We start from the raw sequence: 25,256 nt of genomic DNA, 5'->3' as shown, positions 1-25,256 counted from the left end.
GCTCAAAGCATTTCCAATGGACCCGGTTTCGGCAGTGGAAACGCCGCATCGAGCGTGGTGAGGTCCTGGGTCGATAGAGCGATTTCGGCAGCACGCCGGTTCTCGTGAACATGGGCGACGGTGCCGGCCTTGGGGATGACGATCACGCCTTCACGGTTCAGGACCCAGGCGAGGGCAAGCTGTGCCGCAGTCACGCCGATCTCCGCGGCGATCCGTACCAACGTCTGGTTTGAGACCAGTCGACCTTGTTCGACCGGACTATACGCCATCGCAGGCATCTTCGCGCGTCGAAGCCACGGGAGAAGGTCGTGTTCGGGGCCGCGCCGTGAGAGGTTGAACAGGATTTGATCGGTGGCGCAGGCGGATCCACCGGCTGCGACCAACTCGTCCATGTCGTCGGTATCGAGGTTGCTTACACCCCAATGGCGTATCTTGCCGGCCGCTTTCAATGCCTCCATCGCCTCGACCGTCTCCGCAAGCGGAACCGATCCACGCCAGTGCAGGAGATACAGATCCAGCCGGTCAGTGTTCAGCCGTTTCAGGCTGGCCTCGCACGCAAGATGAAGGCGTTTGCGCGATGCGTTCTGCGGGAAAGCCTTGCTCACCAGGAAGATCCGGTCGCGAACGTCGGATAGCGCCTCGGCTACCAGCGTTTCGGATGCGCCGTCGCCGTACATCTCCGCGGTGTCGATCAGGCTCATCCCGCATTCGACGCCAGCCCGCAGCGCGGCGATCTCCGCGTCGCGCTGGTCGGCACGTTCGCCCATCATCCAGGTGCCCTGTCCGAGGGCAGGTACCGTTTCGCCATTTGGCAGCATCACGGTCTTCATCGTCGATCTCGCGCAGGAGGCATGGGTCGGTTTAGATCAGCAAACGATCGGGGCGTCGCACGAGACCGGCCGCTATACGCGAACGGGTCTGTCAACGCCGGCAGGATCAGACCAGTTTCTCATGCTCCATGGCTTTCCAGACGGCGGGACGCGCTTTCATTCGTTCCGCAAATTCTGCTAGCTTCTTAGGCACTTCGATCTGGTTCTTGTCCGCCCACAGCAGCATCACGAACAGGTAGCAGTCCGCGACGCTGACCTTGTCGCCGAACAGATAATCGCCTTCGATGGTATCGGCGAGATATCCAAATCGTTTCACGATCACCTCGGCTGCTTTTGCTTTATCCTCCGCGCTGCCACCAGCAAAGAACGGTTTGAAACTCTTGTGGATTTCGGTCGAGATGAAGGCGAGCGCTACCAGCAGATGCGTATGCCCCATTGTACCGCTCGGCTTCAGCGCCGTGTCCTGATGCGCGATCCAGTCGAGGATCGCGATGTTCTCCGTCACCGTCTCACCAGAATCCAGCGTCAGGGCAGGGACGTATCCCTTTGGGTTAACCGTCGTGTAGTCGATGCCGCTCTCGGTACGCTTGGCCTTGAGGTCGACCTTCTCGTGTTCGAACGAAAGACCAGCCTCATGCAGCGCGATGTGATCTGCAAGGCTGCACGCGCCGGGGGAATAATACAGCTTCATCCGTCTTCTCCGCATTGATCCGCTTCAACGCGCAAGGTTGTCAATAGCTGCGGTCGGCGCTTGCGGTTCCCAGCAACGGGCCTTGGTCGAAATCGAAGCGACTGCATTGCAGCGTCGTCTGGCGATCCCATCTCCGTTCGATGAACGAAAACCTGATCCGTCTCGGCCTTCTCGACGAGGGCGACATCATCCTGGACGAGGCGGCGCTGTCGCTGGCGCTGCTCGATCACCCGGACGTCGATCCAACTCCCTACCGGACGCTGCTCGACGAAGTGGCTACCCGTCTCGATGTAGTCGGCCGGAACGCGAGCGGCGCGAGCGATCGTGCCGATGTACTGTCGCAAGTCCTTCATGAGGAATTCGGCTTTGTCGGTGACCGGGACACGTATGACGATCCGGCAAACGCAGACTTGATCCGTGTCGTCGATCGCCGCCGGGGACTGCCGGTCAGCCTGTCCATCCTCTATGTCGGCGCAGCACGTCGGATCGGCTGGGAAGCGGACGCGCTCGACGTCCCCGGGCATGTGCTGGTCATGGTCGGCGCGGAAGCTGCCCCGGTAATCGTCGATCCTTTTCGCGAAGGGATGCTGGTAGACCGCGAGGCGCTGGCCGCGCTCCTGCTGGCATCTACCTCGGGGCCCGCCGCCGCCGTCAGTCACATCGCAGCAATGCCGAACCGCGCCATTCTCGTCCGGCTGTTGCTGAACCAGGCGACGCGCGCTGAGCATAACGGGCAGGGCAGGCGCGCGCTCGAACTCTATACGCGAATGACGTTGATGGCGCCCGACTATGGGCATGCCTGGTGGGAGCGAGCGCGGTTGGAACTCGTCGACGGCGACGTAACCGCCGCGCGCGGAAGCCTGAGCGCCATGCTGGAAATTACACGGGATCCGGACCTTCGGCGGCGCGTGACGGATACGCTCAAGGCTTTGCCGGCGACGTAACGGGCCATCGACGTAACGGGCCGGCGACGTAACAGGCCAGGGGCGTAACGGCCGACCGCTTAACCGATCGGCTTAAGCGAACCGCCCTGGAGATAGGTCAGGGTGACGGGAACGACGGTGGTGCCGGCGCCGACACGGACCTGGACGGTCTTCGGATCCGGCTTGCGGGAGAACAGCATGTCGAACAGCGTCACGTGCGGGTTGCCCGATGCCCCGCCGCCATCGCTTCGATCGGTCTTGTTATTCCCGTTGAGATCGTGGCGGACGTCGACGGCATAGATGCCCGGCCGATCGACCGGCATGCAGATCGCGACCCGACCTTCGCGCGGGGTCGGAACCTCGATGCGTAACAGCGCCGTTTTCTTGTCGAAATAGGTCGAAGGCGAGCCCCCGAAGGTACGGACACGCACGGTTCCGGTCCGTGCCTTGAACCCTTCGACCACGACCAGCATGGCCGGATGGGCACTGCCCGCCATGCATTGCGCCGCGTCGGGACCGATCGGTTTCGAGGCGACGTTGGGCGTGATCGACAACGCCGCGAGATACAGGGCAATCATGGTTGATGGCTTTCGACTTTTACGGATTGGGATACAACGTCAGCGCGCGTCGCTGGCATCGGCGAACTTGCCGTTGCTTATGGTATCGGCGCGGCCTCAAAACCTTATCACGCATGGTTGCCACAGTTCCTGAGACGTCCCGCACCTTCGTTCATGACGAATTTCTCACGGAACATGGCCGCCGCTTGGACTGTATTTCAGGACTTACCGTACTGCTTTCAAGGATGCCGACATGCGCTTCATTCCCCTCCTTGCTCTTCCGCTCCTCGCGATGACGGCGTCTCCCGTATTGGCCAAGGGTTGCATCCGGGGCGCGGCCGCCGGCGGGGTCGGTGGGCATTTCGTGGGTAAAGGACACGCGGTCGCCGGCGCCGCCATTGGTTGCGTCGCCGCCCATCACCACTATGCCAAGCAGGCTCGCGCACAGAAAGCCGCCGTTCGCACGCACGGCTAATAACCGGAGATGCGGCGGACGGTGTACCGTCCGCCGCATCTCCGTCATGCGATCCGCAGTCCGTTAGTTAGGGCGTCGAGCAGCGCATCGACCTTGGGGCTGAGCTGCCGCCGCCGGGGCCAGACCAGATGCAGCGGCAACCCTGCCGTCGCCAGTTCGGGAAGGACCTCGACCAGGTCGCCACGCGCGAGCTCATCTTCGATCAGCCAGGTCGCGAGTTGCGCAATACCGAAACCGGCCTTGACCGCACCGACCTGGGCCTCCGCGCTGCCGAGGACGATGCGGCCATCCATGGCGCGCTCTTCGATACCGCCGGCCCCGACGGCAAAGCGCCACTTGATCGTGCTGCCATCACTGCGCCCGTAGAGAATGCAGTCGAACCGCGCGAGATCGTCCGCCGATGCCGGTGTCCCGCGCCGTTCCAGATAGGCGGGGGCGGCGCAGACTATGACGCGTTCGCTACCGAGATAGCGGTGGCCGAGATTGTCCGCCCAGGGTTCCGACGCGCCGATCCGGATTGCGACGTCGATGCCGTCCTCGACGAGGTCGATCTTGCGATCGGTGAAGGTGATGCTCGGGCGCACATTGGGGTGGCGTTCGGCAAAGGCGAGCAACAGCGGCATCGCCTGCATCCGTCCGAACGCAATCGGTACGTCAACCTTGAGCCGCCCAACGATCTCCGACCGGTGCGCCGCCAGCACCGCCTCGGCATCTGCCAGCTCTTCGAGCACGCGGACGCACGTCTCATAAAAGGCAGCGCCGACGTCGGTTAGCGTCAGCCGGCGGGTGGTACGTTCGAACAACCGGCTACCCAGCCGCGCCTCCAGGCGCGCAACGCTCTTGCTGACCGCGGAGTTGGTCAAGTTCAGCCGCACACCGGCCGCGGTGAAGCTGCCGGCGTCGGCGGTACAGACAAAAGCTTCGATGCCCTTGAGGCGTTCGGAGGGGATCATGCGAGTCCATTCTGGAATTATTGTCCCGCTATACGCGAAAACATGCCGCAGGACGTCGCTTTTCGTCGCGCGTAGAGACGGCAGCTACAGGAGTTTGCCAATGTCGTCCCCCGTTCGTCCCATAGCTGCCGTACCGCCCGGTGCAAAATCCGCGGGGCATGGCCTAGCCGTGCTGCTGCTGGCTATCTCAGCCTTCGTGATCGTCACGACCGAGTTCATCATCGTCGGCCTGCTCCCGAGCCTGTCGCGCGACCTCGGCATCTCGATTACCGTCGCCGGGCAGCTCGTGACGCTGTTCGCGTTCACCGTTATGCTCGCAGGGCCGTTCCTCACCGCGATGCTGTCGCACTTCGAGCGCAAGCGGCTGTTCGTCGTGATTCTCGTGATCTTTGCGGGCGCGAACGCACTCGCCGCGGCGGCGCCCAATATATGGGTGCTGGGTCTCGCACGCTTCCTCCCGGCTCTCGCGCTCCCGGTGTTCTGGGGCACGGCGAGCGAAACCGCGGGTGAACTCGCCGGTCCCGAGAAGGCGGGCAAGGCGGTCGCCAACGTCTATCTCGGTATCTCCGGCGCGATGGTGCTCGGCATTCCGCTCGGGACCCTGGCATCGACAGCATTCGGCTGGCGCGGGACGTTCTGGGGACTGTCGGGGCTGTCGCTGCTGATGGCGGTGCTGTTGCTCGTCGTGATGCCGACGCTGGCACGCCCCGCGCGCGTCAAGCTGGCCGAACAGGCACGCATCCTGAAGGATCTGTATTTCCTAGGCAACGTCGTGCTGTCGGTCATCGTCTTCACCGCGATGTTCACCGCCTATACCTATCTCGCCGACACGCTGGAGCAGATCGCGCATATCCCGGCGGGGCAGGTGGGCTGGTGGCTGATGGGCTTTGGCATCGTCGGTCTCGCAGGCAACTGGCTGGGCGGACAGTTCGTCGGTCGCGGACCGCTGCTGGTAACGGCGACCACGGCGCTGGTGCTGGCGGTCGGCATGGCGGCGACGACGTTGGTCGCCGGCTCGCACGCCTGGCTCGCGGTGGCGCTAGCCGTCTGGGGCATCGCCAACACCGCGCTCTACCCGATCTGCCAGGTTCGCGTGATGCAGTCGGCGAGCCACGCGCAGGCGCTGGCGGGGACGCTCAACGTGTCGATGGCGAACGCCGGCATCGGCTTGGGCGCGATCATCGGCGGCTCGGTGATCCAGCATCTCGGGCTCGGCGCGGTCGGTTATGTCGCCGCCGCGATCGCGATTCTCGCGGTGCTCGTCACGCCGGTGGTCAACCGGTTGAAGACCCGGAACACCACGTAACGATCGGGCTATGCAGGAATACTCCTCCCGCATTGATCCGTAATCCCGCCTTCACGCGTTCGACCTTTTCGTCATCAGGAACCCAGCCATGCCCAAAGTCTCGACCACGACCGACTATGCGGAGCGCGATGCCAGCATCGTCATCAACAGCTACACGACGGTGCTGCGCCGCCCCCGCGTGCCGCACGGGGTGTTCGCGACCTATTGGCGCGACGTCCATGGTCCGCTCTGTTCGCGCATTCCGGGGCTCAGCTGGTACGTCCAGAACCATCTGGACCGCGAGCAGGACGCGCATCTCTGGCCGGTGATCGACGGGATCGCACCGTTCGCGGACTATGAACTCGATGGCGGGGTCGAGATCGGCTTTGCCTCGAAGGCGGATCAGGACGTCTTCAACGCTGCGAGCCACATCCTGTTCGCCGACGAACAGAACATGTTCGCGGCGACCGTCGCCTATGCGCTGCCCGACGGATCGCGGACGCTCGTCGACCGGATCGCCAATCCGATCCCTAATGGTGACGACGGCTTCGACCGTATCCACGTCCACTTCGGCGCTGCGGGTCACGACGCAGAGGCGTTCGGTACGTTCATGACGAGCTTTGCCGAGACGCTCGCCGCGGACCCGGCGGTCTTGAAACTGCGGCTGCACCTGCCGGACCGCTACGACAATGCCGAGCCCGCACCGCCCGCGCCGAACGTCGATCATCTCGTACCCGCCGAGCGTGCCCTGATCGCGGTGGTCGAGCTGGCTTTCGAGAGCCCACTGGCACGCCGCGCTTTCTTCGAGTCGGAAACCTTTGCCGCGACGCAGGCCGGTCAGAAGGCAAACATCGCGCATGTCCAGGCGTTCGCGGTCAGCGGAATCTACACCTATGTTCGCGACAAGCAGCTAACGACCGCGGGTTTGCGCGGCAGCCGTCCGGCGCAACTGATCGAGCGGCTCGGCGCCAACAACCAGGTTGCGGACGATGTCCAGCGCCTGATCCGGACCGGCTCAATCTGACGCTTGGGACGATCGAATAGGCAGTTCAGGCGCGTGGCAGGTCGTCGTCGATCGGCGCGCCGATCGTGACGCGGAGGCCGGGATCGTTGTCGGCCTCCTCCATCGTGCCGGACAGCCGCGCAACCATCGACGTGAGCATCCGCGAACCGAACCCGGTCCCGGAACTCGCCTTGCCGCGACCACGATCTGCGACGATCAGCCGAAAGCGGTTGCGGTGTTGTTCGAGCGCGATCGTAATCGGTCCCGACGCGCCGGCGTAAGCATATTTGTTGGCGTTGATCACCAGTTCGGTCAGGATCAGGCCGACGCTGACCGCGCGGTCGGTGGAGATCAGGATCGGCGCGAGTTCGAGTTCGATCTGGCCACCCCATGATTGGTCCATCGTCGATCCAATCTCGGTGCACAGGTCGCCAATGTACCGTGCGAGGTCGACCGCCTGGACATGCTCGTCGGAATGCAGCCGACGGTGGACCATCGCCACCGCCGACAGCCTTCGCTGCGCCTCAGCGAGATGCGCGGTCAGCACGTCGTCGCCGACCGCCCGCGCCTGAAGGCCGAGGAATGCGGAGACCAGCTGCAGGCTGTTCTGGACGCGGTGGTGGACCTCCTTGATGAGATAGTCCTTTTGCAACAACAGGCTCTCATTGTCGGCGATGGTCGCGGTCAGTTCGCGGTTTACCTCGAACAGGCGGCGGTTCTGGCGCGCATCGAACATCGTCCGCTTCAGCCGCCCCGCCGCCTCGATCTCAAACAGGGTCCACGGTACCGATCGGCCACGGACCGCCTCGCTCCAGCTTTCGAACGACGCGCGAGGCGTCAACGGCATGTGAGGATCGACGTCCAACCCTTTATGCGGGTTACCGGCCCAGTTCATCACTTCGATCTGTTCGGCGCGAAACCAGATCAGGATCGTCGGCTCGTCGGTCGACATCGTCACCGCGAGGACGCCGCTCGCGAGGTCCTGGAAACCGGTGGCCTTGGGCAGTTGTTCTGACAGCCGGTCGGTCGAGAAGGGGAGCGCCCGGCCGAGATCGATGACGTGATCGGCCACCGTGCGAATGTCGTCGTGGCGCGGGGAGCGGCCCGCGACGAACAACTCGGTACCGCGCACCGCCGCGAAACTGTCGGCACCGAGCATCCGGCACATGTCGTCGCCCGCGGTCGCGAAGAAGCCGGCGAGCGAGATGTCGCTGCCGAGCCGAAGCACGACCGCGTCCTCGGCGGTCCGCAGCCGGATGCGCTCGCGGTAGAGTTCTGCGTCTTCTTTCGCGCGGATCTGGCGGGCAAGACTCCCGGCCAGCGCACGGCAGGCCATGCGGACATGCAGCGGCAGGAACTTCGGCGTCGGGTGATGACACGCGACTAGCCCCCACAGCGCGCCGTCGCGGACGATCGACACCGATGCCGACGCCGCGACGCCCATGTTGGCGAGATATTGCAGATGGATCGGCGATACGCTGCGCAGGGCAAGATCGCTCATGTCGAGCGGCGCGGTCCCCGCTGGGCGTAGCGGCGCAGGCTCATAAGCGATGTCGGGAATGATGCGAACGCGGTTCCTGACGTACAGCGCGCGGGCCTGTTTCGGGATATCGGATGCGGGAAAATGCTGGTTGAGGAAACTGCCGAGCGTCGGATCGCGGTCCTCGGCAAGGACGACCCCGGCGTCGTCATCGAGGAAGCGGTACAGCATCACCCGGTCGAACCCGGTCAACAGGCGAAACGTCCTGGCAGCGCGCACGCACAGTTCGCGTAAGCCGAACGCCTGTTCGAACGTCGCGGCGGCTTCTTCCATTGCGACCAGCACGTCGATCGGGGAGGGCATTGCTACGGGGGTGGGCTCGAGTTCGACGACGATCGTGTTCGTTACGCGGTGCGCAATCGCGTCGAACGGCGTTTCGAGACCGATCACGCGCGTCAGTACGACAGTGCTGGCGTTTGGCTTGGCGGCGAGATGCGCGGCGACGGGCTGCCCGAGAAGGTCGTCCAGGTCAGCGCCCAGCCAGTCCGGAGCCAGCAATGTCTCGATGTCGCCGGCCCCCGCTACCACCTTGAACGTGAAGGCGTCGGCTACGAGGACGAGGCCATGCGGCTGGATCGATCCGGGCCGATGGATCGGTTCGCGGTCGCAAGCGGAAACGTCTGGGCCGTGCGACTGTGCACCGCGGTCGATCGCCTCGGATAGAAAACCAGGCATGGCGGGTGCGATCCAGACGGAGGCGATCCGACACCGCAGCGGGCCGTATCGTTACGCCAACGATACAGAAGCGCTCGGTGACACCTTGTCAACGACTTGGATCAGTCCCCATCGCCTTTCGGCAGCATCACGCGATCATCGACGAAGCAGGTATCCATCGCCACGACCCGCGCTGCGCCGTTGCTACGCGCCTCGTCTGCCCGATACCGGCGCATCGTTCCGCTCAACATCGACAGTTCATCTGGGTGAGCCAGCTTTGGATATTACCCTGTTGTACGGCCCAGCAATCCGCAGCGGCTTCGCCTGGGCCGAAAATCTGATGCGCGCATTCGTGCGTGTACCAGAAGAGTTGCTGCGCACGCTGCAGGTCCAGGACGCGCGGGTGGAGAATGATACGACCTTTGTACGCGGCGGCAATGTCGTCATCGGCTGGATCATCGTATCGACCGACCCGCAGGTGGCGCGGTAGCCGGCGAGGCGGAGCGCACCCGGCAATACCACGGTCTGCGCGGCCGAGGGTTGTAGGATCACCGCGAGCAGCGACGCCGCAGCACCGGTCAGAAAGTTTTGAGCATGACTATCTGGGCTCCACGGGGCGCGAGGACGAGCAAGAGCAGCTTCCGACGGGGCGGCTGGCGTTCAGCGCGCGACCAGCGAACGTTTACCGAAAGCGCTCGGCCTGCCGATCCTTGATCCGATGCGAAACGCGCTGGTCCTGTGCTTCGGCCGCGACCGCCGACGCGATCGCGCAGGTTGTGCCGCGCTGGATCGCGACGTCCGTCCTTGGCATGTCCTGTATGGGAGCGAACACGCCGGACCGCAGTTCGGCACCAACGATAAATCTCGAAGTCTTGGTTAGTCTCCGCGATGCCGGTTCAATCGCGTTATCCAGAGCACGCGTCGGCAGCGGAGGGGGGATGGTCTCGAACTCTCTGGTCGGTGCGACTTACGCGCATCCATGAGGGCTCGGGTCCGCGATGTAGTTGCGTATCTGGCCTAACCTATGTTGGTCGTACAAGATAAACTTTGGTCTTTATAGAAGGATGCACATTGTGCGAATCTTAACAAGTATTATAGTTAACTGTTGAGACATGGATCGCTAATTTCGGGATGGTGCGGACTGTATGGCTAATCTTGACGATCCCTGCTCCACGTTGGAAACGCGATCTGCCGATCGCCGCGACGGCCAGATCGAGGCGCTTGGCAGGGCGAACTCGGCCGCTCAAGTCCGCGATCAACTCCTATGCTATCCAGGGGCGGTCCGGATGCCGGCCAATGGCGTCGAGCTTTACATCGTTCGCGATTTTCTGACGCTCGACGAATGCGCCGCATTGATCGCGCTTATCGATGGCGCTCGCGTGCCGTCGCCGGTCGTGGGCGATGCCCCAGTGTCGCCGCACCGTACCAGCGAGACGTGTTACCTCTATCCCGGCCCGGCGCCAGTGACTGCGGTCGAGACCAAGCTCGACCTGCTGACCGGGCTTGAGCCGCGCTACGGCGAGGCGTTGCAGGGGCAGCGCTACGCGGTCGGGCAGGAGTTCAAGCCGCATCACGATTTCTTCGACACCGGCCAGCCCTATTGGCTGGACCAAGTGACGATGGGCGGCCAGCGGACCTGGTCGGCGATGGCCTTCCTCAACGAACCCGAAGCAGGCGGCCGGACGAATTTCCCGACCGCGGGGCTGGCGATCACGCCGAAAGCGGGCAATCTGGTGATCTGGAACAACATGGACGAGTATGGCACGCCAAACCCCGGGTCGCTCCACCAGGGCATGCCGGTCGAGCAGGGCGTGAAGTACGTCCTGACGAAATGGTACCGCGAACGCCCCTGGTGCCAGTGAAGCGCCTGACCCGCTAATCCTTCCCAGCAAGGGGAAGGATAAGCCGTCAGCCCGGAACGGCGAACACACTCCGTAATGGCTTCGTTTCCGGCAGGATGTAAACGATCCCCACGGTCCCGGTGAACAACGGCTTCACCACGCCGTCGTAAAACCCCGGCGGCACGTTCACGCAGCCATATGAGATCCGGTTGTCGCTCGGCGTCGGCGAGGCGAGCCGACCGGCGCGATCGTCCACGCGGCGTCCCTTAATCACGCGGTGCAGCGACAGCGCGGCCTCATAGTCGATCCACAATATGTCCTGCTCGAAATCGCGCCCCAGCGACGCTTCGAACCGGCCCGCAGGCGTGGTCCGCTCAGGCGGCGTGATCGTCGCGAGCTTGCGCTGGCCGATGCCCGGTACGCTGTCGTCGCCGCGCGCCATCCCGAGCAACGCCGGCGCCGCACCGCGCAAGATGCCGGCGCCGTCGAACGCGAACACTTTGGCATTCACCTTGTCGATGATGACGAACGGCAACGCGTGATTGTCGTGCGACGCGGTCACCCAGTCCGCCGTATCGCGCGCCTCGGTGGAAACGGTATCCCCCTTGAACTGCGCGACGGTTGCGGTCTCGGAGCCAGGCCGAGCTGCCGCCGGCGACGCGACGACCATACCGAAGGCGAGCACGCCGAGCAGCCGGACGCATCGGCTCGGCGGCCGCGCCGCGCTTAGCCCTCGAGCGCGAGTCATCTCAGTTACGCGCCTGCTTGCGCGGATAGACCGGGACGACCGGCGGCGTGGGTTGCACGAACAGCGGCTGGACAGCTTGCACGGGTGGCGTGTCGGGCGTCTCGACGATGACGGTCCCCGGAAGCACGGGCGCCGGATAGGTCACGCCGCCCTCGACGATATCGACCGTCGGCCGCGTCGGAACGCGAACCGGGACAGGCGGCACATCGAGGAGCGGTCGCGTCGCATTGGGCAAGTCCGGCACTGGCGTAGGCGTCGGCATCGGGGTGGGTGCCGGTGCCGGCGCGAGTACTGGCGGCGGCGCTGGTACCGGGGCGGGCGCCGGCGCAGGTGTTGGAGCCGGAGCCGGAGCCGGAGCCGGAGCCGGAGCCGGAGCCGGCGCTGGAGCGGGAGCCGGAGCAGGTGCTGGTGCCGGAGCAGGCGCTGGTGCCGGAGCAGGCGCTGGTGCCGGAGCAGGCGCTGGTGCCGGAGCAGGCGCTGGTGCCGGGGCGGGCGCTGGTGCCGGGGCAGGCGCTGGTGCCGGAGCGGGTGCTGGTGCCGGAGCGGGTGCTGGTGCCGGAGCGGGTGCTGGTGCCGGAGCGGGTGCTGGTGCCGGAGCAGGCGCTGGAGCCGGGGCAGGTGCGGGTGCTGGAGCAGCAGCCGTAATCGTTCCGGTCGTCCGGAACCCGGCGACGCAGCACGAGCTCGCCAGCGCATACTGGTCCGCGTTCGCGCCTGTCAGCGTGTAGCCGCTGAAGCTCACGCCGATGCCTGTGCCTTCGCCGGTGCTGTCGAACGTCGCGGTCGCATCCGGCCCGGCGACCAGCGATACGCCGGTCGGCGTGCCCGAGGTGCCGTTGGTGTTGAACCCGCTCAGCACCGCCGTATTGGTGCCGTCCGCGACCTTCTGCGCGGTCGGGAACAGCAGCATGCGCTGGGTGATCGCCGCGCCTTCGGTCAGCACGAACTCGGTCGTGAAGTCGGTGGGCGTCGTGTACGAAACGGGGTTGTAGTTGATCGACACCGGCGCCGCGGTAACCGTGGTCGGCGGTGACAGCGCGGAGAACACGATCGTGCCGCCGTTGACGCCCGGCCCGGTGCCGTCCGCGCCGGCGATCAGCGTGAGCCCGACCGGCAGGCCCAGGCTCTGCGCAGGGATCGTCGTGCCGCGGGTCAGCGTGACCGCCGCGTCGATCAGCACGTCATGCCCGGCGCACAGCGCGATGTTGCCGTCAGTCGTCGTGATCGCGTGAAACACGTTCACGTTCTGCCCAGCGTTGAGCAGGATGCTGCCGTTGGTCGTCGTCAGGTCGGCGTTGACGTTCACGTCGCGACCGCAGCAGGCGACGATGTTGCCGTTGGTCGCGGTGATCGGCGCGTTGATATTGACGTCGCGAAACGCGTTCATCGTCAGCGTCGTCGGCACGCCCGAGGCGGTCCATGCGACCGCATCGTTGACGAAGATGTCGCCATTGCCGGTGGTCGTGTCGCCCGCCGCGGGGATCGTGCTGATCGTGATGCTGGTCGTCACGAGCTGCGCCGACAGCGTCGAGCCCGAGATGTTGCCGCCCGCGCCGATCACGTAATCCTGCGGATCGATCAGCCACATGCCGGTCATGCCGCCCGGTGCGAAGGTCGACACCTTGGCGCTGTCCTCAACGGTGACGGTCGCCGCCGACGTCTCGATGAAGCCGCCATCGCCGCCGACCGGTGCGCTCGCGTCGAGCTCGCCGCTGACGGTAACCGTGCCAGTCTTCATGTCGCCGAGCAGCAGGATGGTGCCGCCGCGGTTCTGCAACGTCCGCGCCTCGACGACGCCGGTGTTGTTGACCGCGGTGTGGAGCAGGTCGCCCGCACCCTGCGCGGTCATCACGACCTTGCCGCCGTCCGCGCGGATCAGCCCGCCGTTGCGGACCAGCGCGCCGACCGCGCCCTTGTCGACCGCGACGTTGAGCAGCCCGTCACCCGCGACGTCGAGCGTGATCGCCTCGCCGCCCGCCAGCACGACGGTGCCGAAGTTCGCCTTGATCGTCCCGCTGTTACCGACGTTCGCGCCGAGCAGCGCGACGTACCCGTTCTTCGCGGTGATCCGGCCGTCGTTCTGGACGCTCGCGCCGCTGGTCCCTGCGAAACTGTTCTGGCCCGCGAGGAAGTCGGCATCGGAGATGTTGAGCGTCGAGGCCACCAGCCCGCCGACGTTCACGTTCGCGGTCTGGCCGAACAGGATGCCGTTCGCGTTGACCAGGAACACCTTCCCGTTCGCCGACAGATTGCCGAGGATTACCGAAGGATCGGTGCCCAGCACGCGGTTCAGCGCGACCGAGCTGCTGGTCGGCTGGTCGAAGACGACGCTATTGCCCTTGCCGACCGAGAAGGACTGCCAGTTGATCGCCGCGCGGTCGCTGGTCTGCGTCACGGTCAGCGACTTGCTGCCGGCCGCGATGCTCGCCTGGCCCGCAACGACTTCACCCCCGGTCGGCAGCGTCTGCGCCTCGACCGGACGCGCCGCCATCGTGCCAGCAAGGCTGAACCCGATCAGCCACGCGAACCGCGCGAGCCCGGTCGTGCCGAACAGCCCGCCACGCCGCGTGCGCGTGACCGATGGGGCGGGGCGGCTGGTGTTTCTGAGCGAAGAGGGAATGGCGGTCATGGGCGGTATCCTTGGTGGCGGCGGATGGCCGCAAAATTGGAGGTGCCAGCAGCGTTAGGCGGCGCGATCAGAAGGTTTTCGAAACCTGGAACCAGGCGCGGCCCGACTTGTCGGGGGCGGACGTCGCGTCCTCGTCGCCGAGTTTGCGCGCATAGGTTGCCCGGGCGGCGATCCCGTACGGTCCCGCCCAGCTCAGGCCTGCGCCGTACGCGCTGCGCTTCGCGTGGTTGGAGCCCGTGAAATACGGGTGCTTGACGTAATCGACCTCGCCGACGTCGACGAACCCGAACAGCTGGAGCGCACCCGGCACGACCTGCGGCAGCGCCAGCCGCGCCTCGGCGGTGGCGACATAACCCTGGTCGCCATACGCCTCGCCCTCGGGATAGGCGCGCACGGCATAGGCGCCGCCCAGCTCCATCCGCTCGGAGATGTCGAGGTTGCTGAACGCGATCTGCCCGCGGGCGGAGGCGAACAGCGACAGTGGCCCGGCGATCGTCTGCAACCGCGCGAAGCTGAACTGCAGCTTCCCGTAGCTGCCGTCGGTGCGTGCGGTCAGCGCGTCGATCGAACGCTCGTACGCGCCGCGGATGTCTAGATTGCCGACCGAATAGCTGAGCGAATACGCACTCCAGCCGCCGCCCAGAAGCGTGTCGTGCTGGTCGCCGCTGAGTCCTGCGGTGATCACCTGCGCGCGACGATAGCTGGTGGTCTCGACGATGCCGATCTTGTCCTCGAACCATTTCACGTCGCTGCCGACGGTCACGTACAGATTGTTGTCGCGCGAACGGATAAGCGGATAGCTCGCATAGACGCTGGCCACGTCGGCATTGCCGCTGCCGTCGAGGCTGTCGAATTCCTTGCCGAGCGAGTATTCGAGATGCGCGAAGGCGACGCCCAGCGTGACCTGGCCGATCGGTGCCTGGTACGACGCGCGACCATAAGCGAGCCCAGAGAAAGACGTCAGCGCGCGCAGGCTCAGCACGTCGCCCGAGCCGGTCGGGTTGTTCCAGTTGACCGAACCGCCGACGCGGTAGGCGCCGGTGTAGCGGTTGCCGGCATTGTCGGCCTCGACGCTGCCGGTGATGCTCTGGCCGGGGGTGATGTCGACCAGCAGGTCCGACGTGCCGACCGCGGTGCCGGGGCTGAGTGTCGACCGTACCCGCACGCCGGGCAGGTCCGACAGCATCAGCAGGCGACGTTCGAGCGGCGCGACCGCGACCGGATCGCCGACGTCCAACCCATCGAGGATGCCGTTCGCGACACCGTCGGACAGCCGCGACTCATTCTTCACGCCAACCGCGCCGAAGCGCCCTTCGATCACCGCGATCGTGACCGCGCCGCTCTGCACGTCCTGCTCGGGGAGGTAGGCGTTCGCGACGAAATAGCCGCGGCTCGTGTAATAGTCGGTGATCCGCGCGGCCAGCGTCTTCATCCCGGACAGGTCGAGCTCGCTATTGGGAACGAACTCGGACGCGGCGATCAAATCAGCCTCGGGAAACAGCGTGGCGCCGGTCACGCGCAGCGACCGGACGAGCGTCTTCGGACCACCCGTGGCGGGAACGGCGACCGGCGTTTTGCGCTCGAATCCGAAGTCGGGCGCTGCCGTCTCATTCAGGGGTACAGGCGGGATCTGCTGGAGTTGTCCACCGGCCCCTACGGGAACCTGCGCCTGTGCCGATTGGGCAGAAATCAGCAAGGCAGCCGGGCTCACAGCCGCAAACGCGGCCGCCCGAAGGGTCGACTTGTACATGAACACCTCGAAAGTCACCGCGGACGGAAGGCACGGTTCTCCCATCCGCAGCAGCGGGAGCCATGTAGCGTCGATGTATGGAGAGCGCCCGAAGTGAGAGCGTTGCTTAGAAGACCAATGGCCCGACTATTGCCGATCCCATCACATCTGACTGTGAACTAGTATCAGGGCTTCAAGAACAGTCGCCGCGATATTTGTCCATTTGACCTATGCTGCCTAACTTGATCTATGTATACAATACAGATTAATTAAAAGTTAAGAGACGGGATATGTCGTGGTAAATTCTCGAACTTATGCCGGTACATGACGTGGCACGGCGAGTGATAACCGTTGCACTTCGATTCTAACAAAATCGTATCGATCGTCGGTTCCGATGATTCGACGGTCATATCGGGAGGAGGAACAGCAAATCGCGACGCCGGGCGCGGCGGGGATCTCGAATTCGGGATACGAACGATAATTTTCCAGGCGTATTTTTTCACTACGTCGAGCGGTGCTTTCCTTAAGTGCCGAAAACGCAATGCATTCTTGGCCATGGTGCGATCCGATATCTCAATTATTGTATGTAAGTGATGACCGTTATTAACCAATTGATGCGGATTTTGAGCGAGTGTCGGAACACAAGGAGTTCCCGATGCGACCCGATGCCAAGGCACTATTATCGAGACTGGGACAGCGCGATTTCCAGTATCGCCAGTTCGCCGATCCCATTGCCGACGTCGAGCCGTGGCCGTTGTTCGCCGCGTTGCTGGAGGACGAGCGTGTCGTCGGTCGAGCCGAACGTACGACGGAGGAAAGGGCACCTGCCAGGAGTTTCCTGAGCGATTACGATGACATGTCAGCCCGCAGCGAACCCGGCCAGCGACAGGGCGGCAGCCTGCGCGCGTTCCTGTCCGGCCTCTCCGACGACAATGCGGAGCGCCGTTGATGCCGTTGATCCTGTGTCATTCACCCGTCGGCGGCGTCGGAACTACGTTCCTGACCGCGCGTCTCGCGCTCGGCTTGGCCGCGCGGGGACACGACGTCTCCGCGATCGATTTCACGCATGCCGACGCGTTGAAGCTGTTCTTCGGCATGCTGCCTGCGCACGAAATTCCTGCGATGGCCGATGCCACGACCGAAGGCATCGTCGTCGATGGCGTCGAATTGCTGTCGGGCTATGCCGCCGTCCAGAGTGGCGCATTCGGTCGTCTGATCGCGCGTTCTGGCGCGTCGCCGTTCGATAGCGAGCGGATCGTTCTTGCCGATGTCGCGTCCGCGGATCTCGCGTTGAAGACCAGCCTGTTGCCGCACGCCGCGCTGCACCTGTGCACGCTCGTCCCGCAGCCGATGTCGCTCGCCGCCTTGACGAAGGTCCAGCCGGGGACGCCGACGATCGATCTCGAACAGACCGTGTTCGTGCTAAACCAGGTCGACGACACGCGTAAATTATCGCGCCATTCGCAGATATTCCTGCGCGCTTTGTTCGGCGACAAGCTGATCGCTACGGTTCGCCGCGACGAGGCGGTGAACGAAGCGCTGGCGTCGTTCCAGCCGATCGCGCGCTACGCCAAGCAAAGCGTGGTACTTCCCGATCTCGCCGCGATGACCATAGCGATCGAGGCACGTTGCGGCCTCGTCGCCGTCTCGGAGCCAGCGGAATGACGAGCGAATCGGTCCGCAGGGCGTTTCGCGCCGATACGCTCGGCATCGTCCTCGCCGCGCTGCTGACGCTGGTCGTCGTGACGGTACCGCTTGACCTGAAGTCGCAGTGGATCTTCGCTGGCGTATCGATTCTGGGCGCGATCGTGATCGGACGGTCGAAGTCGCGTCGCGGGACGCTCGTGCTCGCCTTGCTGTCGTTGGTCGTGTCGACGCGCTATCTGTTCTGGCGGACCACCGCGACGCTCGAATTCGAAAGCCCGCTCGGCACGTTGCTTGGCATGGGGCTGTACCTCGCCGAACTTTATGCGTGGGTCATCCTCGCGCTCGGCGTGCTCCAGACCGCGTGGCCGCTCGATCGCCAGTCGGTCGAGCCGGAGGGCGAGCCGCACGAATGGCCGACCGTCGACGTCTATATCCCGACCTATAACGAAAGCCTGGAGATCGTCCGGACGACGGTGCTGGCTTCGCTCGACATGGATTATCCGCGCGATCGCTATCACGTCTACCTGCTCGACGACGGCCGCCGCCCGGAATTCCGCGCGTTCGCGCGCTCGGTCGGATGCGGCTACATCACGCGCGCCGACAACAACCACGCCAAGGCGGGCAACCTCAACGCGGCGATGTCGAACACCGAAGGCTCGCTGATCGCGATCTTTGACTGCGATCACGTTCCGACGCGCGCGTTCCTGCAGATGACCGTCGGCTGGTTCCAGCGCGACAAGAAACTCGCGCTCGTCCAGACACCGCATCACTTCTATTCGCCCGATCCGGTCCAGCGCAATCTGGGCTCGGTCCGCGACCTGCCCGGCGAGGGTGATCTGTTCTACGGCGCGGTCCAACGCGGCAACGACCTGTGGGACGCCGCCTTCTTCTGCGGATCGTGCGCGATCATCCGCCGCGAAGCACTCGCCGACACCAACGGGTTCGCGTTCGAGACCGTCACGGAGGACGCGCATACCGCGCTTCGCCTGCAACGCATGGGCTGGTCGACCGCGTATCTCGGCATCCGTCTCTCGGCCGGACTCGCGACCGAGCGGCTCGTACTGCACATCGGACAGCGCATCCGCTGGGCGCGCGGAATGACGCAGATCCTGCGCATCGACAATCCGCTGTTCGGTCGCGGGCTCAGCCTGCAACAACGGTTTTGCTACCTCAACGCGATGCTGCATTTCCAGTTTCCACTGCCGCGCATCGCCTTTCTGACCAGTCCGCTCGCGTACCTCATCCTCGGCGAGAACATCATTCACGCCTCAGCCGGCATGATTTTCGCCTATGCTGCTGCACATCTGTATTGCGCGCAGGTTTCGGGCGGTCGATTGCAGGGAGGCGATCGCCGGCCGTTCTGGGGCGAAGTCTACGAGACGATCCTGGCGTTCCATTTGGTCAAACCGACCGTCGTCACGCTGTTCCGACCGCACGGTGGCAAGTTCAACGTCACTGATAAGGGATCGCTGCTCGACAAGACGCATTTCGATACCGCGACCGCGCGACCGCACCTGATCTGCATCGGGCTGGTATTGTTCGGCATCGCGTTCGGGTGCGTCAAATACTTCTTCTTCGCGCACCTGTTCAACATCCAGGGCGATACGCTGGTGCTGAACACGGTGTGGGCGGTGTTCAGCCTCGTCATCCTGCTCGCCGCCGTATCGGTCGCGCGCGAGACGCGTCAGGTCCGCGAATATATCCGCATTCCCGTCCAGTTGCCGGCGACGCTCTATTTCGCCGACGGCCACGTCGTCGATGCGGAGACGATCGATTTGTCGATGGGCGGGCTCGCGATCACCGCGCCTACCGGCGTGACGCTCGCGGGCCGCGAAGTCACGCACGTCGCGCTGCCGATGGGTGATGAAATCCTCACGCTCCCCGTCCAGACGCTACGCGTCGACAAGAACATGGCCACCATGCGGTTTCTGGAACTCGACATGCTTCAATTACGTCAACTCGTCCGCGCCGTCATGGGCCGCAACGATGCCTGGGAACCCGAGGCACCGCGGGCTCCGATCTCGACGCTGCGATCGCTCCGCGACATTCTGGTCGTCGATCTCGTCACGCTGAAGCGCTTGCTCAGCTTAAATCGCGCGGAACGCCGCCGCGAGCGGACCCGGCTGAAGGCCGCGACCGCCGCGCTGGCCGCCGCCGCGCTGGTGATGAGCGTCGGCCTGCCGCAGCCGGTCGCCGCGCAGGCGCCCACCGTACCGGTGTCCGCACCCGAAGCACCGGGCGGTATCCGCCAGGAGCGTCTCACGCTGCGCGACCTGCGGATCCGTAGTGCGATCCGGCTCGCGGGGACGCGCGGCGAGATCGCGATCCCGTTCGGCCTTCGCAGCAACGAAGTCGTGACCACGGCCAATCTGACGCTCACCCTCGCCTGGTCGCCCGCATTGCTGCCCGATCTCAGTCAGTTCGTCGTGATCCTGAACGGCGAAGTCGTTCGCACGGTTCGGCTCACGCCCGACGGTGCCGGCGGCCAGCAGCTCACGATGGCGGTCAACCCCGCGCTGTTCCTGCCGGGCGACAACCAGCTCAATTTGCGCCTGATCGGCCATTATACCCGCGATTGCGAGGACCCGTTCCACAGCTCGCTCTGGGCGAACGTCAGCAATACGCGCTCGGCGCTCGACCTGACGATCCAGCGCCTGCCGCTCGGGCCCGACCTAGCCCGGCTGCCGTCGCCGTTCTTCGATCGCGCGGACAATTTGCCGCTAAACTTGCCGTTCGTGTTTGGCTCTGCACCCTCCAACGGCGAACTCGAGGCAGCAGCCAGTGTCGCGTCCTGGTTTGGACGGGTGGCCAGCTATCGCGGGTTTGCGTTCAAGCCGAGCTACGGCCGCATCCCGCGCGGCAATGCGATCGTGTTCCTGCGTCCCGGCATGCGCGTCGGCAGCTACGTCCCCAATATCACCGGGGCATCGGCTCAGGTCATCCGCAACCCGTTCGACGGCTACGGCCAGCTGCTGCTGGTCATGGGCCGCGACGAGCGCGAGCTGAAGCTCGCCGCCGCTGCCCTTGCGACCGGACGCGGCACCATCGGTGGGGCAGGGGCGTCGTTCGACGGCGTCCGTATCCCGACCTATGCGCGCTATGCCGCGCCCCGCTGGCTCCGGTCGGATCGTGCGGTTAAGCTCGGCGAAATCATGGACCCCCGCGCGTTGCAGGGCGTCGGCCTGCCGCCGGGCCCGCTCACCGCGGCATTCCGGACCGCGCCGGACCTGTTCTTCTGGCCACGCGGCGGCGCGTCGCTCGACTTGCGCTATCGCTATCCGTCGGCGTCATGGCTCGATCGGCGCGCGTCGCGGCTCGATATCTCGATCAACAACCAGTATCTGCGGACGTTGCCGCTCGCGGGCGCGGCGTGGTGGAACGCGCTGATCGGTGGCCAGGACGGCGCGACGTCGAGCCAGGCGCACGCCAAGGTCGAACTGCCGAACTACAATCTGTTCGGGCAGAACGAGCTCATCTTCGATTACAACCTGATCCTCGCCAACAAAAAGAAGTGCGAGGCCACGCTGCCCGAGAACGTCCGCGTCGCGATCGACCCGGACAGCGCGATCGACCTCACGCATGCCTATCACGCGCAGCGCATGCCAAGCTTGGCGACGTTCGCGAACGCAGGTTATCCGTTCACGATCAGCCCCGACCTCGCCGAGACCGTCGTCGTCGTGCCGGCCTCTCCAGACCTAGGTATCGTCGAGGCGTTCCTGGCCATGATGGGCCGCTTCGGCGACTCGACCGGTGCCGCGACCACCGGCGTGACCGTCACCCAGGCGGCTGATAGCGACCGGCTGGAAGGTCGTGACGTGCTCGTCATCGGTATCCCACGGACCGCCGGCGCGAGCGCGTTGTTCGCCGGTGCGCCGGTACGGATTGAGAACGGCAGCCTGCGCGTGATCGAACGCAATCCGATCGAGCGCGTCTTCGGCCTGATCTCGCCATACGGCGCGAGCGACGTCGGCGAGACCAACGCGTTCCTGACCACCGCGGAGCGCTTCGACGGTTTTGTCAGCTTCCGGTCGCCCTATGATGCGGCACGCACGGTGGTGGCGGTGATGAGCACCAATACCGCGGACCTGCCCGAGCTTGTCCAGGGGCTCGCCGAACAGCGGATCAATGCGCAGGTCCAGGGTGATCTGTCGGTGACCAACGGCGAAGGCATGCGGAGCTTCGCGGTCGGGCAGACGTATTGGTCGGGCTCGCTGCCGGTGTGGATGCGGATCGCCTGGTGGTTCAGCGAGCGGCCGTTGCTGATGGCGCTGAGCGGGCTGCTGATCGCGCTGCTGCTCGCCGGACCGCTGTACCTGCTGCTAATGCGCCAGCAACGTCGCCGGCTCGATTCGGAGGACGCGGCATGAGCCGGTTGACCACGCTCGCGCTGCTGATGGCGGGGATCGCGTCACCGCTTCTGGTACAGCCCGTTGCCGCACAGGTTGCCGGGGTCGGCGCGCTTGTCCAACAAGGGCGGTATTGGCAGTCGCGAGGCCGAGCCGATCTCGCACGGACCGCGTATCGCCGTGCGCTCGCAATCGATCCGTCGAACGCGGAAGCTCGTCGTGCCTTGTCTACGTCGAGCGCACCGGCGCCGACACCTGCTGCACGACCGAACAGGACGCCTGTTCAGGCTCCCGCGAGTATGACCGGTCCCGCGCCCACGCCCGCGTCGCGAGCGGTTCCGGCCCCGGCTTCGGCTTCGGCACCGGCTTCGGCACGTAGAGCAACACCCACATCCTCGGACCGCGGTGGGGATTCGCGCGCAGCAGGCTTCCGCTCGCTCGAACAGGGTGATCTCGCGCAAGCGCAACGCCAGTTCGAGGCGGCGCTGGCCAACAACCGCAACGACGCCGACGCGGCAGGTGGCCTCGGCGTCGTCCGTTTGCGGCAGTCGCGCTTCGCTGAGTCCGCCGAACTCCTGTCCCGCGCCTCGGCACGCGGCAATCGGGCACGCTGGGCGGAAGCACTTGCGTCGGCGCAGTTCTATTCGGGGCTCGATGACGCTCGCGCGCAGCTCGCGGCTGGCGACGTCACCGGCGCACAAACCCAGGCCGAGGCGCTCGCGCGTACGAGCGTCAAGGATCGCGGCCCTGCGCTGGCGTTGCTCGCCGACATCTACGAACGCCAGGGTCGCTATGCAGATTCGGCGGATCTCGCACGTCAGGCGGGTTCGGCAGGTGGCAGCGCGGCGCAGCTCGAAAGCCGCGTGGTACGCAACGACGCGTTGCAGGCGGCGACGCACGGCGATCCGGCCAAGGCGGATGCCCTGTTCCAGCGCGGGTTGCTGCTCGATCCGGCGGACCCGTGGATCCGCTACGAATATGCGCGGTACATGATCGGGCAGGGACGTGCGCCTGAGGCGGAAGCGCTGATCCAGTCGATCCAGACGATCGGTACCGCCGACGCGCTGTACGCCGCAGCGATGCTGCACAACGAACGCGGTCGTCAGGCACAGGCGACATCGTTGCTGTCGCGGCTGACCGAAGCGCAGAAAACACCCGCGATCCGCCGCTTCGAGGCGCAGATCGCGGTGGACTCCGCTGTGGCGCGCGCCAAGGCGATCGCCGCGCAGGGCCGCGGCGGCGAGGCGATCGCGACGTTGCGCCAGATCGGCACGACCCCGACGCTGAGCGCCGCATCGCTCGCGGCAATTGCCGCTGGTTTGAACGATCTCGGCGATCAGGCCGGCGCCGTCCCGCTTGCCGAGCGCGCGCTAGCCGCAAGCCCTGCAACCGCGGCGGATTTCGAGCCGATCGTCCGCGTGCTGGCACGGACCGGACAGGATGCAGCGGTCGCGAGCGCGATCGACCGCGCGCGGACGGCGTCGGCCGGTTCCGCCTCCGGGGCGCCGGCGATTGCCCGGCTCGAGGGGATTGCGGCATCGTCGCAGGCGGACCGGATGCGGCTGGCTGGCCAGAACGCCCAGGCTTTCGACCTGCTGCAACAGGCGTGGACCGCGTCGCCGGGGAATACCGACGTGCTCGGTGCGCTCGGTCGATTGTACCAGTCGGGCAACATGCCATCGCAAGCCGCGCAGACGTATCAGATGGTGCTTGCGACCAATCCACGGGACAAGGGCGCGCTGATCGGTCTGATCGGCAGCGCAGGCGCCGGCGGCAATCACGACGTCGCCACCGCCACCATCGACCGCGCGCTCGCCGCCTACCCGGACGATTACGAGATCTACGCGGCCGCCGGCCAGATGGAGCAGGCGCGGGGCGACCGGGGGGCGGCAAAACGCTATCTGCGTCGCGCCGAAACGGCCTATGCCGCGCGCGCCGGCACCGGTGCCACACTGAGCGGGGCCAACCCGTTCGCCGCGGGCATGGGATCGGGCAATCCGTTCCGCCAGGCGGAACAGGCGCCCGTCATGCCAACGAACCCCTTCGCGTTGAGCGCAGGACCGATCCCGGTATCGACGCCAGGCACGTCGTCGACCCCGATGGCCTTCACCGTCGCGCCTGGATACGGCGCCGGCGCACCAGGCATGCCCGGACAGGGAAGCTATCCCGCGAGCGGCTATGCGGCGGTTGGTACGTCGACCAATGGCGGCGTGCCTCCAGCCGGCGTTGCGGGCGGCGATGCCACCCTCATCCGCCTGCGCAACGACATCGCCCGATTGAGCGACGACAGCGGTCCGCGTGCGGAAATGAAGCTCGGCTTCCGCGAGCGCTCGGGCGAGACCGGCTTGAGCGGATTGCGTGAACTGTCGGGTACCGCGACGCTTTCCACGGGTGTCGCCGGTGGTCGCGTATCCTTGTCGGCGACACCCGTGGTGATCGACTCCGGCCGCCCAACCGGCTCCTCGCTCGCTCGGTTCGGCCGTAACGCCACGCCGGAGGCGCAAGGCATCGTCAACGCCCTGCCATCCGTGCTGAGCCAGGCGGATACGCAGCACGCATCCGGCGTTGCGGTCGCCGCATCGTACGACAGCCCCGGCGTGCGGATTGATGTCGGATCGACGCCGATCGGGTTCGACAATACCGAAGTAACGTGGGGCTTCACCGGAAAACCCAAGATCTCGAACACGGTGTCGGCGCAAGGCTGGGTCAAGCGTGAGCCCGTCACCGACAGCGTCGTATCCTATGCCGGCACGCGCGATCCCGTCACCGGCGAACGCTGGGGTCAGGTGATGCGGACAGGCGGCGGTGCATCGCTGTCGTGGGACGACGAGGGAACCGGCGTCTATGCTGACGTCTCGGGCTATCGCTACACTGGCGAGAACGTCCGCCGGAACCGCGGGTACCAGGCGAACGCAGGTGGCTACCTGCCGCTCTACCGCGATGGGCATTCGACGCTGACCGGTGGTCTCAACCTTAACTGGCAGGCGTTCGACAACAACCAGAACTACTTCACCTACGGTCATGGTGGCTATTTCAGCCCGCAGAGCTTCCTCAGCATGAGTCTGCCGATCCGCTATGCGTATAACTCGACGCGGTGGGAGGGACGTCTGGGAGTCGCGCCGGGCTATCAGAGCTTCGAACAGGATCGAGCGCCAATCTATCCGACCGATCCGAACGCGCAGGCCGAACTCGATGCGTTGAAGGCGCGGAACACCGATGTCCGGTCCTATTATGACAGCCTGAGCAACACCGGTTTCGCCTTTTCGGCGGACGGATCGTTATTCTACCGCCTGAACCCGAACACCCGGATCGGCGCATCGGCCAGCGCCAACACGTTCGGAACCTATGACGACTACCGATCGACTTTCGAACTGCGCCAGTCCCTGGGGGGAACCAAATGAACGC

19 protein-coding genes are annotated in these 25,256 nt (G+C 65.3%); 10 read left to right on the top strand and 9 right to left on the bottom strand.

Annotated features, from left to right (window positions below):
* Positions 1 to 2: 2 nt before the first annotated feature.
* A complete protein-coding gene (locus QFZ54_RS05735; protein ID WP_307085278.1) occupies positions 3 to 830 on the bottom strand; it encodes an aldo/keto reductase in 828 nt (275 codons plus the stop codon).
* Positions 831 to 936: 106 nt separating this feature from the next.
* Complete coding sequence (locus QFZ54_RS05730; protein ID WP_307085277.1) at positions 937 to 1,521, bottom strand: glutathione S-transferase family protein; 585 nt, start codon at positions 1,519 to 1,521, stop codon at positions 937 to 939.
* Positions 1,522 to 1,661: 140 nt separating this feature from the next.
* Between QFZ54_RS05730 and QFZ54_RS05725 the strand changes: the two genes are divergently transcribed.
* The gene (locus QFZ54_RS05725) at positions 1,662 to 2,465 is read left to right on the top strand and encodes a SirB1 family protein (RefSeq protein WP_307085275.1); all 804 of its coding nucleotides are present in this window, start codon (positions 1,662 to 1,664) and stop codon (positions 2,463 to 2,465) included.
* A 59-nt stretch (positions 2,466 to 2,524) separates the two neighbouring features.
* On the opposite strand, the gene QFZ54_RS05720 is transcribed toward QFZ54_RS05725, so the two are convergent.
* Positions 2,525 to 3,022: a DUF2141 domain-containing protein gene (locus tag QFZ54_RS05720; protein ID WP_307085273.1), complete on the bottom strand. Its 498-nt coding sequence runs from the start codon at positions 3,020 to 3,022 to the stop codon at positions 2,525 to 2,527.
* 232 nt (positions 3,023 to 3,254) lie between these two features.
* Between QFZ54_RS05720 and QFZ54_RS05715 the strand changes: the two genes are divergently transcribed.
* Positions 3,255 to 3,476 carry a hypothetical protein gene (locus tag QFZ54_RS05715; protein ID WP_307085271.1) on the top strand — a complete coding sequence of 74 codons (222 nt, stop codon included), beginning with the start codon at positions 3,255 to 3,257 and terminating at the stop codon, positions 3,474 to 3,476.
* Between the two features lie 44 nt (positions 3,477 to 3,520).
* Here QFZ54_RS05715 and QFZ54_RS05710 read toward each other — a convergent pair whose 3' ends face one another.
* Positions 3,521 to 4,429 (bottom strand): LysR family transcriptional regulator, encoded by a 909-nt coding sequence (locus QFZ54_RS05710; protein WP_307085270.1) that lies wholly within the window; start codon positions 4,427 to 4,429, stop codon positions 3,521 to 3,523.
* A gap of 100 nt (positions 4,430 to 4,529) precedes the next feature.
* On the opposite strand from QFZ54_RS05710, the gene QFZ54_RS05705 reads away from it, so the two are divergent.
* A complete protein-coding gene (locus QFZ54_RS05705; RefSeq protein WP_307085268.1) occupies positions 4,530 to 5,735 on the top strand; it encodes an MFS transporter in 1,206 nt (401 codons plus the stop codon).
* An 88-nt stretch (positions 5,736 to 5,823) separates the two neighbouring features.
* Positions 5,824 to 6,738: a hypothetical protein gene (locus QFZ54_RS05700; protein WP_307085266.1), complete on the top strand. Its 915-nt coding sequence runs from the start codon at positions 5,824 to 5,826 to the stop codon at positions 6,736 to 6,738.
* Positions 6,739 to 6,763: 25 nt separating this feature from the next.
* On the opposite strand, the gene QFZ54_RS05695 is transcribed toward QFZ54_RS05700, so the two are convergent.
* Positions 6,764 to 8,932, bottom strand: a complete 2,169-nt coding sequence (locus QFZ54_RS05695; RefSeq protein WP_307085264.1) for a histidine kinase dimerization/phosphoacceptor domain -containing protein — start codon at positions 8,930 to 8,932, stop codon at positions 6,764 to 6,766.
* Here QFZ54_RS05695 and QFZ54_RS05690 point away from each other — a divergent pair.
* Positions 8,931 to 9,401: a hypothetical protein gene (locus tag QFZ54_RS05690; RefSeq protein ID WP_307085261.1), complete on the top strand. Its 471-nt coding sequence runs from the start codon at positions 8,931 to 8,933 to the stop codon at positions 9,399 to 9,401. The genes QFZ54_RS05695 and QFZ54_RS05690 overlap by 2 nt on opposite strands.
* 192 nt (positions 9,402 to 9,593) lie before the next feature.
* Here the strand turns inward: QFZ54_RS05690 and QFZ54_RS05685 are convergent, their stop codons facing one another.
* Positions 9,594 to 9,743, bottom strand: coding sequence for a hypothetical protein (locus tag QFZ54_RS05685; protein ID WP_307085259.1), 150 nt, complete (start codon positions 9,741 to 9,743; stop codon positions 9,594 to 9,596).
* Positions 9,744 to 10,056: 313 nt separating this feature from the next.
* Here QFZ54_RS05685 and QFZ54_RS05680 point away from each other — a divergent pair, with 313 nt between their 5' ends.
* On the top strand, positions 10,057 to 10,773 hold the full coding sequence (locus tag QFZ54_RS05680; RefSeq protein WP_307085257.1) for a prolyl hydroxylase family protein: 717 nt from the start codon (positions 10,057 to 10,059) through the stop codon (positions 10,771 to 10,773).
* A 46-nt stretch (positions 10,774 to 10,819) separates the two neighbouring features.
* Here QFZ54_RS05680 and QFZ54_RS05675 read toward each other — a convergent pair whose 3' ends face one another.
* From QFZ54_RS05675 to QFZ54_RS05665, 3 genes are all read right to left on the bottom strand, one after another.
* Complete coding sequence (locus tag QFZ54_RS05675) at positions 10,820 to 11,500, bottom strand: L,D-transpeptidase (protein WP_307085255.1); 681 nt, start codon at positions 11,498 to 11,500, stop codon at positions 10,820 to 10,822.
* Between the two features lies 1 nt (position 11,501).
* A complete protein-coding gene (locus tag QFZ54_RS05670; RefSeq protein ID WP_307085253.1) occupies positions 11,502 to 14,129 on the bottom strand; it encodes a two-partner secretion domain-containing protein in 2,628 nt (875 codons plus the stop codon).
* 67 nt (positions 14,130 to 14,196) lie between these two features.
* Positions 14,197 to 15,879, bottom strand: a complete 1,683-nt coding sequence (locus QFZ54_RS05665; RefSeq protein ID WP_307085252.1) for a ShlB/FhaC/HecB family hemolysin secretion/activation protein — start codon at positions 15,877 to 15,879, stop codon at positions 14,197 to 14,199.
* A 634-nt stretch (positions 15,880 to 16,513) separates the two neighbouring features.
* Here QFZ54_RS05665 and QFZ54_RS05660 point away from each other — a divergent pair.
* The 4 genes from QFZ54_RS05660 to QFZ54_RS05645 are packed head-to-tail and all read left to right on the top strand — an operon-like array spanning position 16,514 to position 25,252.
* Complete coding sequence (locus QFZ54_RS05660) at positions 16,514 to 16,807, top strand: hypothetical protein (protein ID WP_307085249.1); 294 nt, start codon at positions 16,514 to 16,516, stop codon at positions 16,805 to 16,807.
* On the top strand, positions 16,807 to 17,523 hold the full coding sequence (locus QFZ54_RS05655) for a cellulose synthase operon protein YhjQ/BcsQ (protein WP_307085247.1): 717 nt from the start codon (positions 16,807 to 16,809) through the stop codon (positions 17,521 to 17,523). Before QFZ54_RS05660 ends, QFZ54_RS05655 begins: the two co-directional genes overlap by 1 nt.
* A complete protein-coding gene (bcsA, locus tag QFZ54_RS05650; protein ID WP_307085245.1) occupies positions 17,520 to 21,872 on the top strand; it encodes a UDP-forming cellulose synthase catalytic subunit in 4,353 nt (1,450 codons plus the stop codon). Before QFZ54_RS05655 ends, bcsA begins: the two co-directional genes overlap by 4 nt.
* The gene (locus QFZ54_RS05645) at positions 21,869 to 25,252 is read left to right on the top strand and encodes a cellulose synthase subunit BcsC-related outer membrane protein (RefSeq protein WP_307085243.1); all 3,384 of its coding nucleotides are present in this window, start codon (positions 21,869 to 21,871) and stop codon (positions 25,250 to 25,252) included. The genes bcsA and QFZ54_RS05645 overlap by 4 nt, the downstream gene beginning before the upstream one ends.
* The last annotated feature ends 4 nt before the right edge of the window (positions 25,253 to 25,256 follow it).

This window comes from Sphingomonas faeni (assembly GCF_030817315.1).
GTDB lineage: Bacteria > Pseudomonadota > Alphaproteobacteria > Sphingomonadales > Sphingomonadaceae > Sphingomonas > Sphingomonas faeni_C.
Note: the sequence above shows the minus strand (reverse complement) of the source record. Positions and strands in the feature narration are given on the sequence as shown.

Excerpts from the sequence above, each read along its gene's own strand:
- QFZ54_RS05675 (WP_307085255.1), bottom strand. The coding sequence starts at position 11,500 with ATGACTCGCGCTCGAGGGCTAAGCGCGGCGCGGCCGCCGAGCCGATGC.
- QFZ54_RS05700 (WP_307085266.1), top strand. The coding sequence starts at position 5,824 with ATGCCCAAAGTCTCGACCACGACCGACTATGCGGAGCGCGATGCCAGC.
- QFZ54_RS05715 (WP_307085271.1), top strand. The coding sequence starts at position 3,255 with ATGCGCTTCATTCCCCTCCTTGCTCTTCCGCTCCTCGCGATGACGGCG.
- QFZ54_RS05725 (WP_307085275.1), top strand. The coding sequence starts at position 1,662 with ATGAACGAAAACCTGATCCGTCTCGGCCTTCTCGACGAGGGCGACATC.
- QFZ54_RS05670 (WP_307085253.1), bottom strand. The coding sequence starts at position 14,129 with ATGACCGCCATTCCCTCTTCGCTCAGAAACACCAGCCGCCCCGCCCCA.
- QFZ54_RS05710 (WP_307085270.1), bottom strand. The coding sequence starts at position 4,429 with ATGATCCCCTCCGAACGCCTCAAGGGCATCGAAGCTTTTGTCTGTACC.
- QFZ54_RS05655 (WP_307085247.1), top strand. The coding sequence starts at position 16,807 with ATGCCGTTGATCCTGTGTCATTCACCCGTCGGCGGCGTCGGAACTACG.
- bcsA (WP_307085245.1), top strand. The coding sequence starts at position 17,520 with ATGACGAGCGAATCGGTCCGCAGGGCGTTTCGCGCCGATACGCTCGGC.
- QFZ54_RS05680 (WP_307085257.1), top strand. The coding sequence starts at position 10,057 with ATGGCTAATCTTGACGATCCCTGCTCCACGTTGGAAACGCGATCTGCC.
- QFZ54_RS05735 (WP_307085278.1), bottom strand. The coding sequence starts at position 830 with ATGAAGACCGTGATGCTGCCAAATGGCGAAACGGTACCTGCCCTCGGA.
- QFZ54_RS05645 (WP_307085243.1), top strand. The coding sequence starts at position 21,869 with ATGAGCCGGTTGACCACGCTCGCGCTGCTGATGGCGGGGATCGCGTCA.
- QFZ54_RS05660 (WP_307085249.1), top strand. The coding sequence starts at position 16,514 with ATGCGACCCGATGCCAAGGCACTATTATCGAGACTGGGACAGCGCGAT.
- QFZ54_RS05690 (WP_307085261.1), top strand. The coding sequence starts at position 8,931 with ATGGCGGGTGCGATCCAGACGGAGGCGATCCGACACCGCAGCGGGCCG.
- QFZ54_RS05720 (WP_307085273.1), bottom strand. The coding sequence starts at position 3,022 with ATGATTGCCCTGTATCTCGCGGCGTTGTCGATCACGCCCAACGTCGCC.
- QFZ54_RS05695 (WP_307085264.1), bottom strand. The coding sequence starts at position 8,932 with ATGCCTGGTTTTCTATCCGAGGCGATCGACCGCGGTGCACAGTCGCAC.
- QFZ54_RS05665 (WP_307085252.1), bottom strand. The coding sequence starts at position 15,879 with ATGTACAAGTCGACCCTTCGGGCGGCCGCGTTTGCGGCTGTGAGCCCG.
- QFZ54_RS05730 (WP_307085277.1), bottom strand. The coding sequence starts at position 1,521 with ATGAAGCTGTATTATTCCCCCGGCGCGTGCAGCCTTGCAGATCACATC.
- QFZ54_RS05705 (WP_307085268.1), top strand. The coding sequence starts at position 4,530 with ATGTCGTCCCCCGTTCGTCCCATAGCTGCCGTACCGCCCGGTGCAAAA.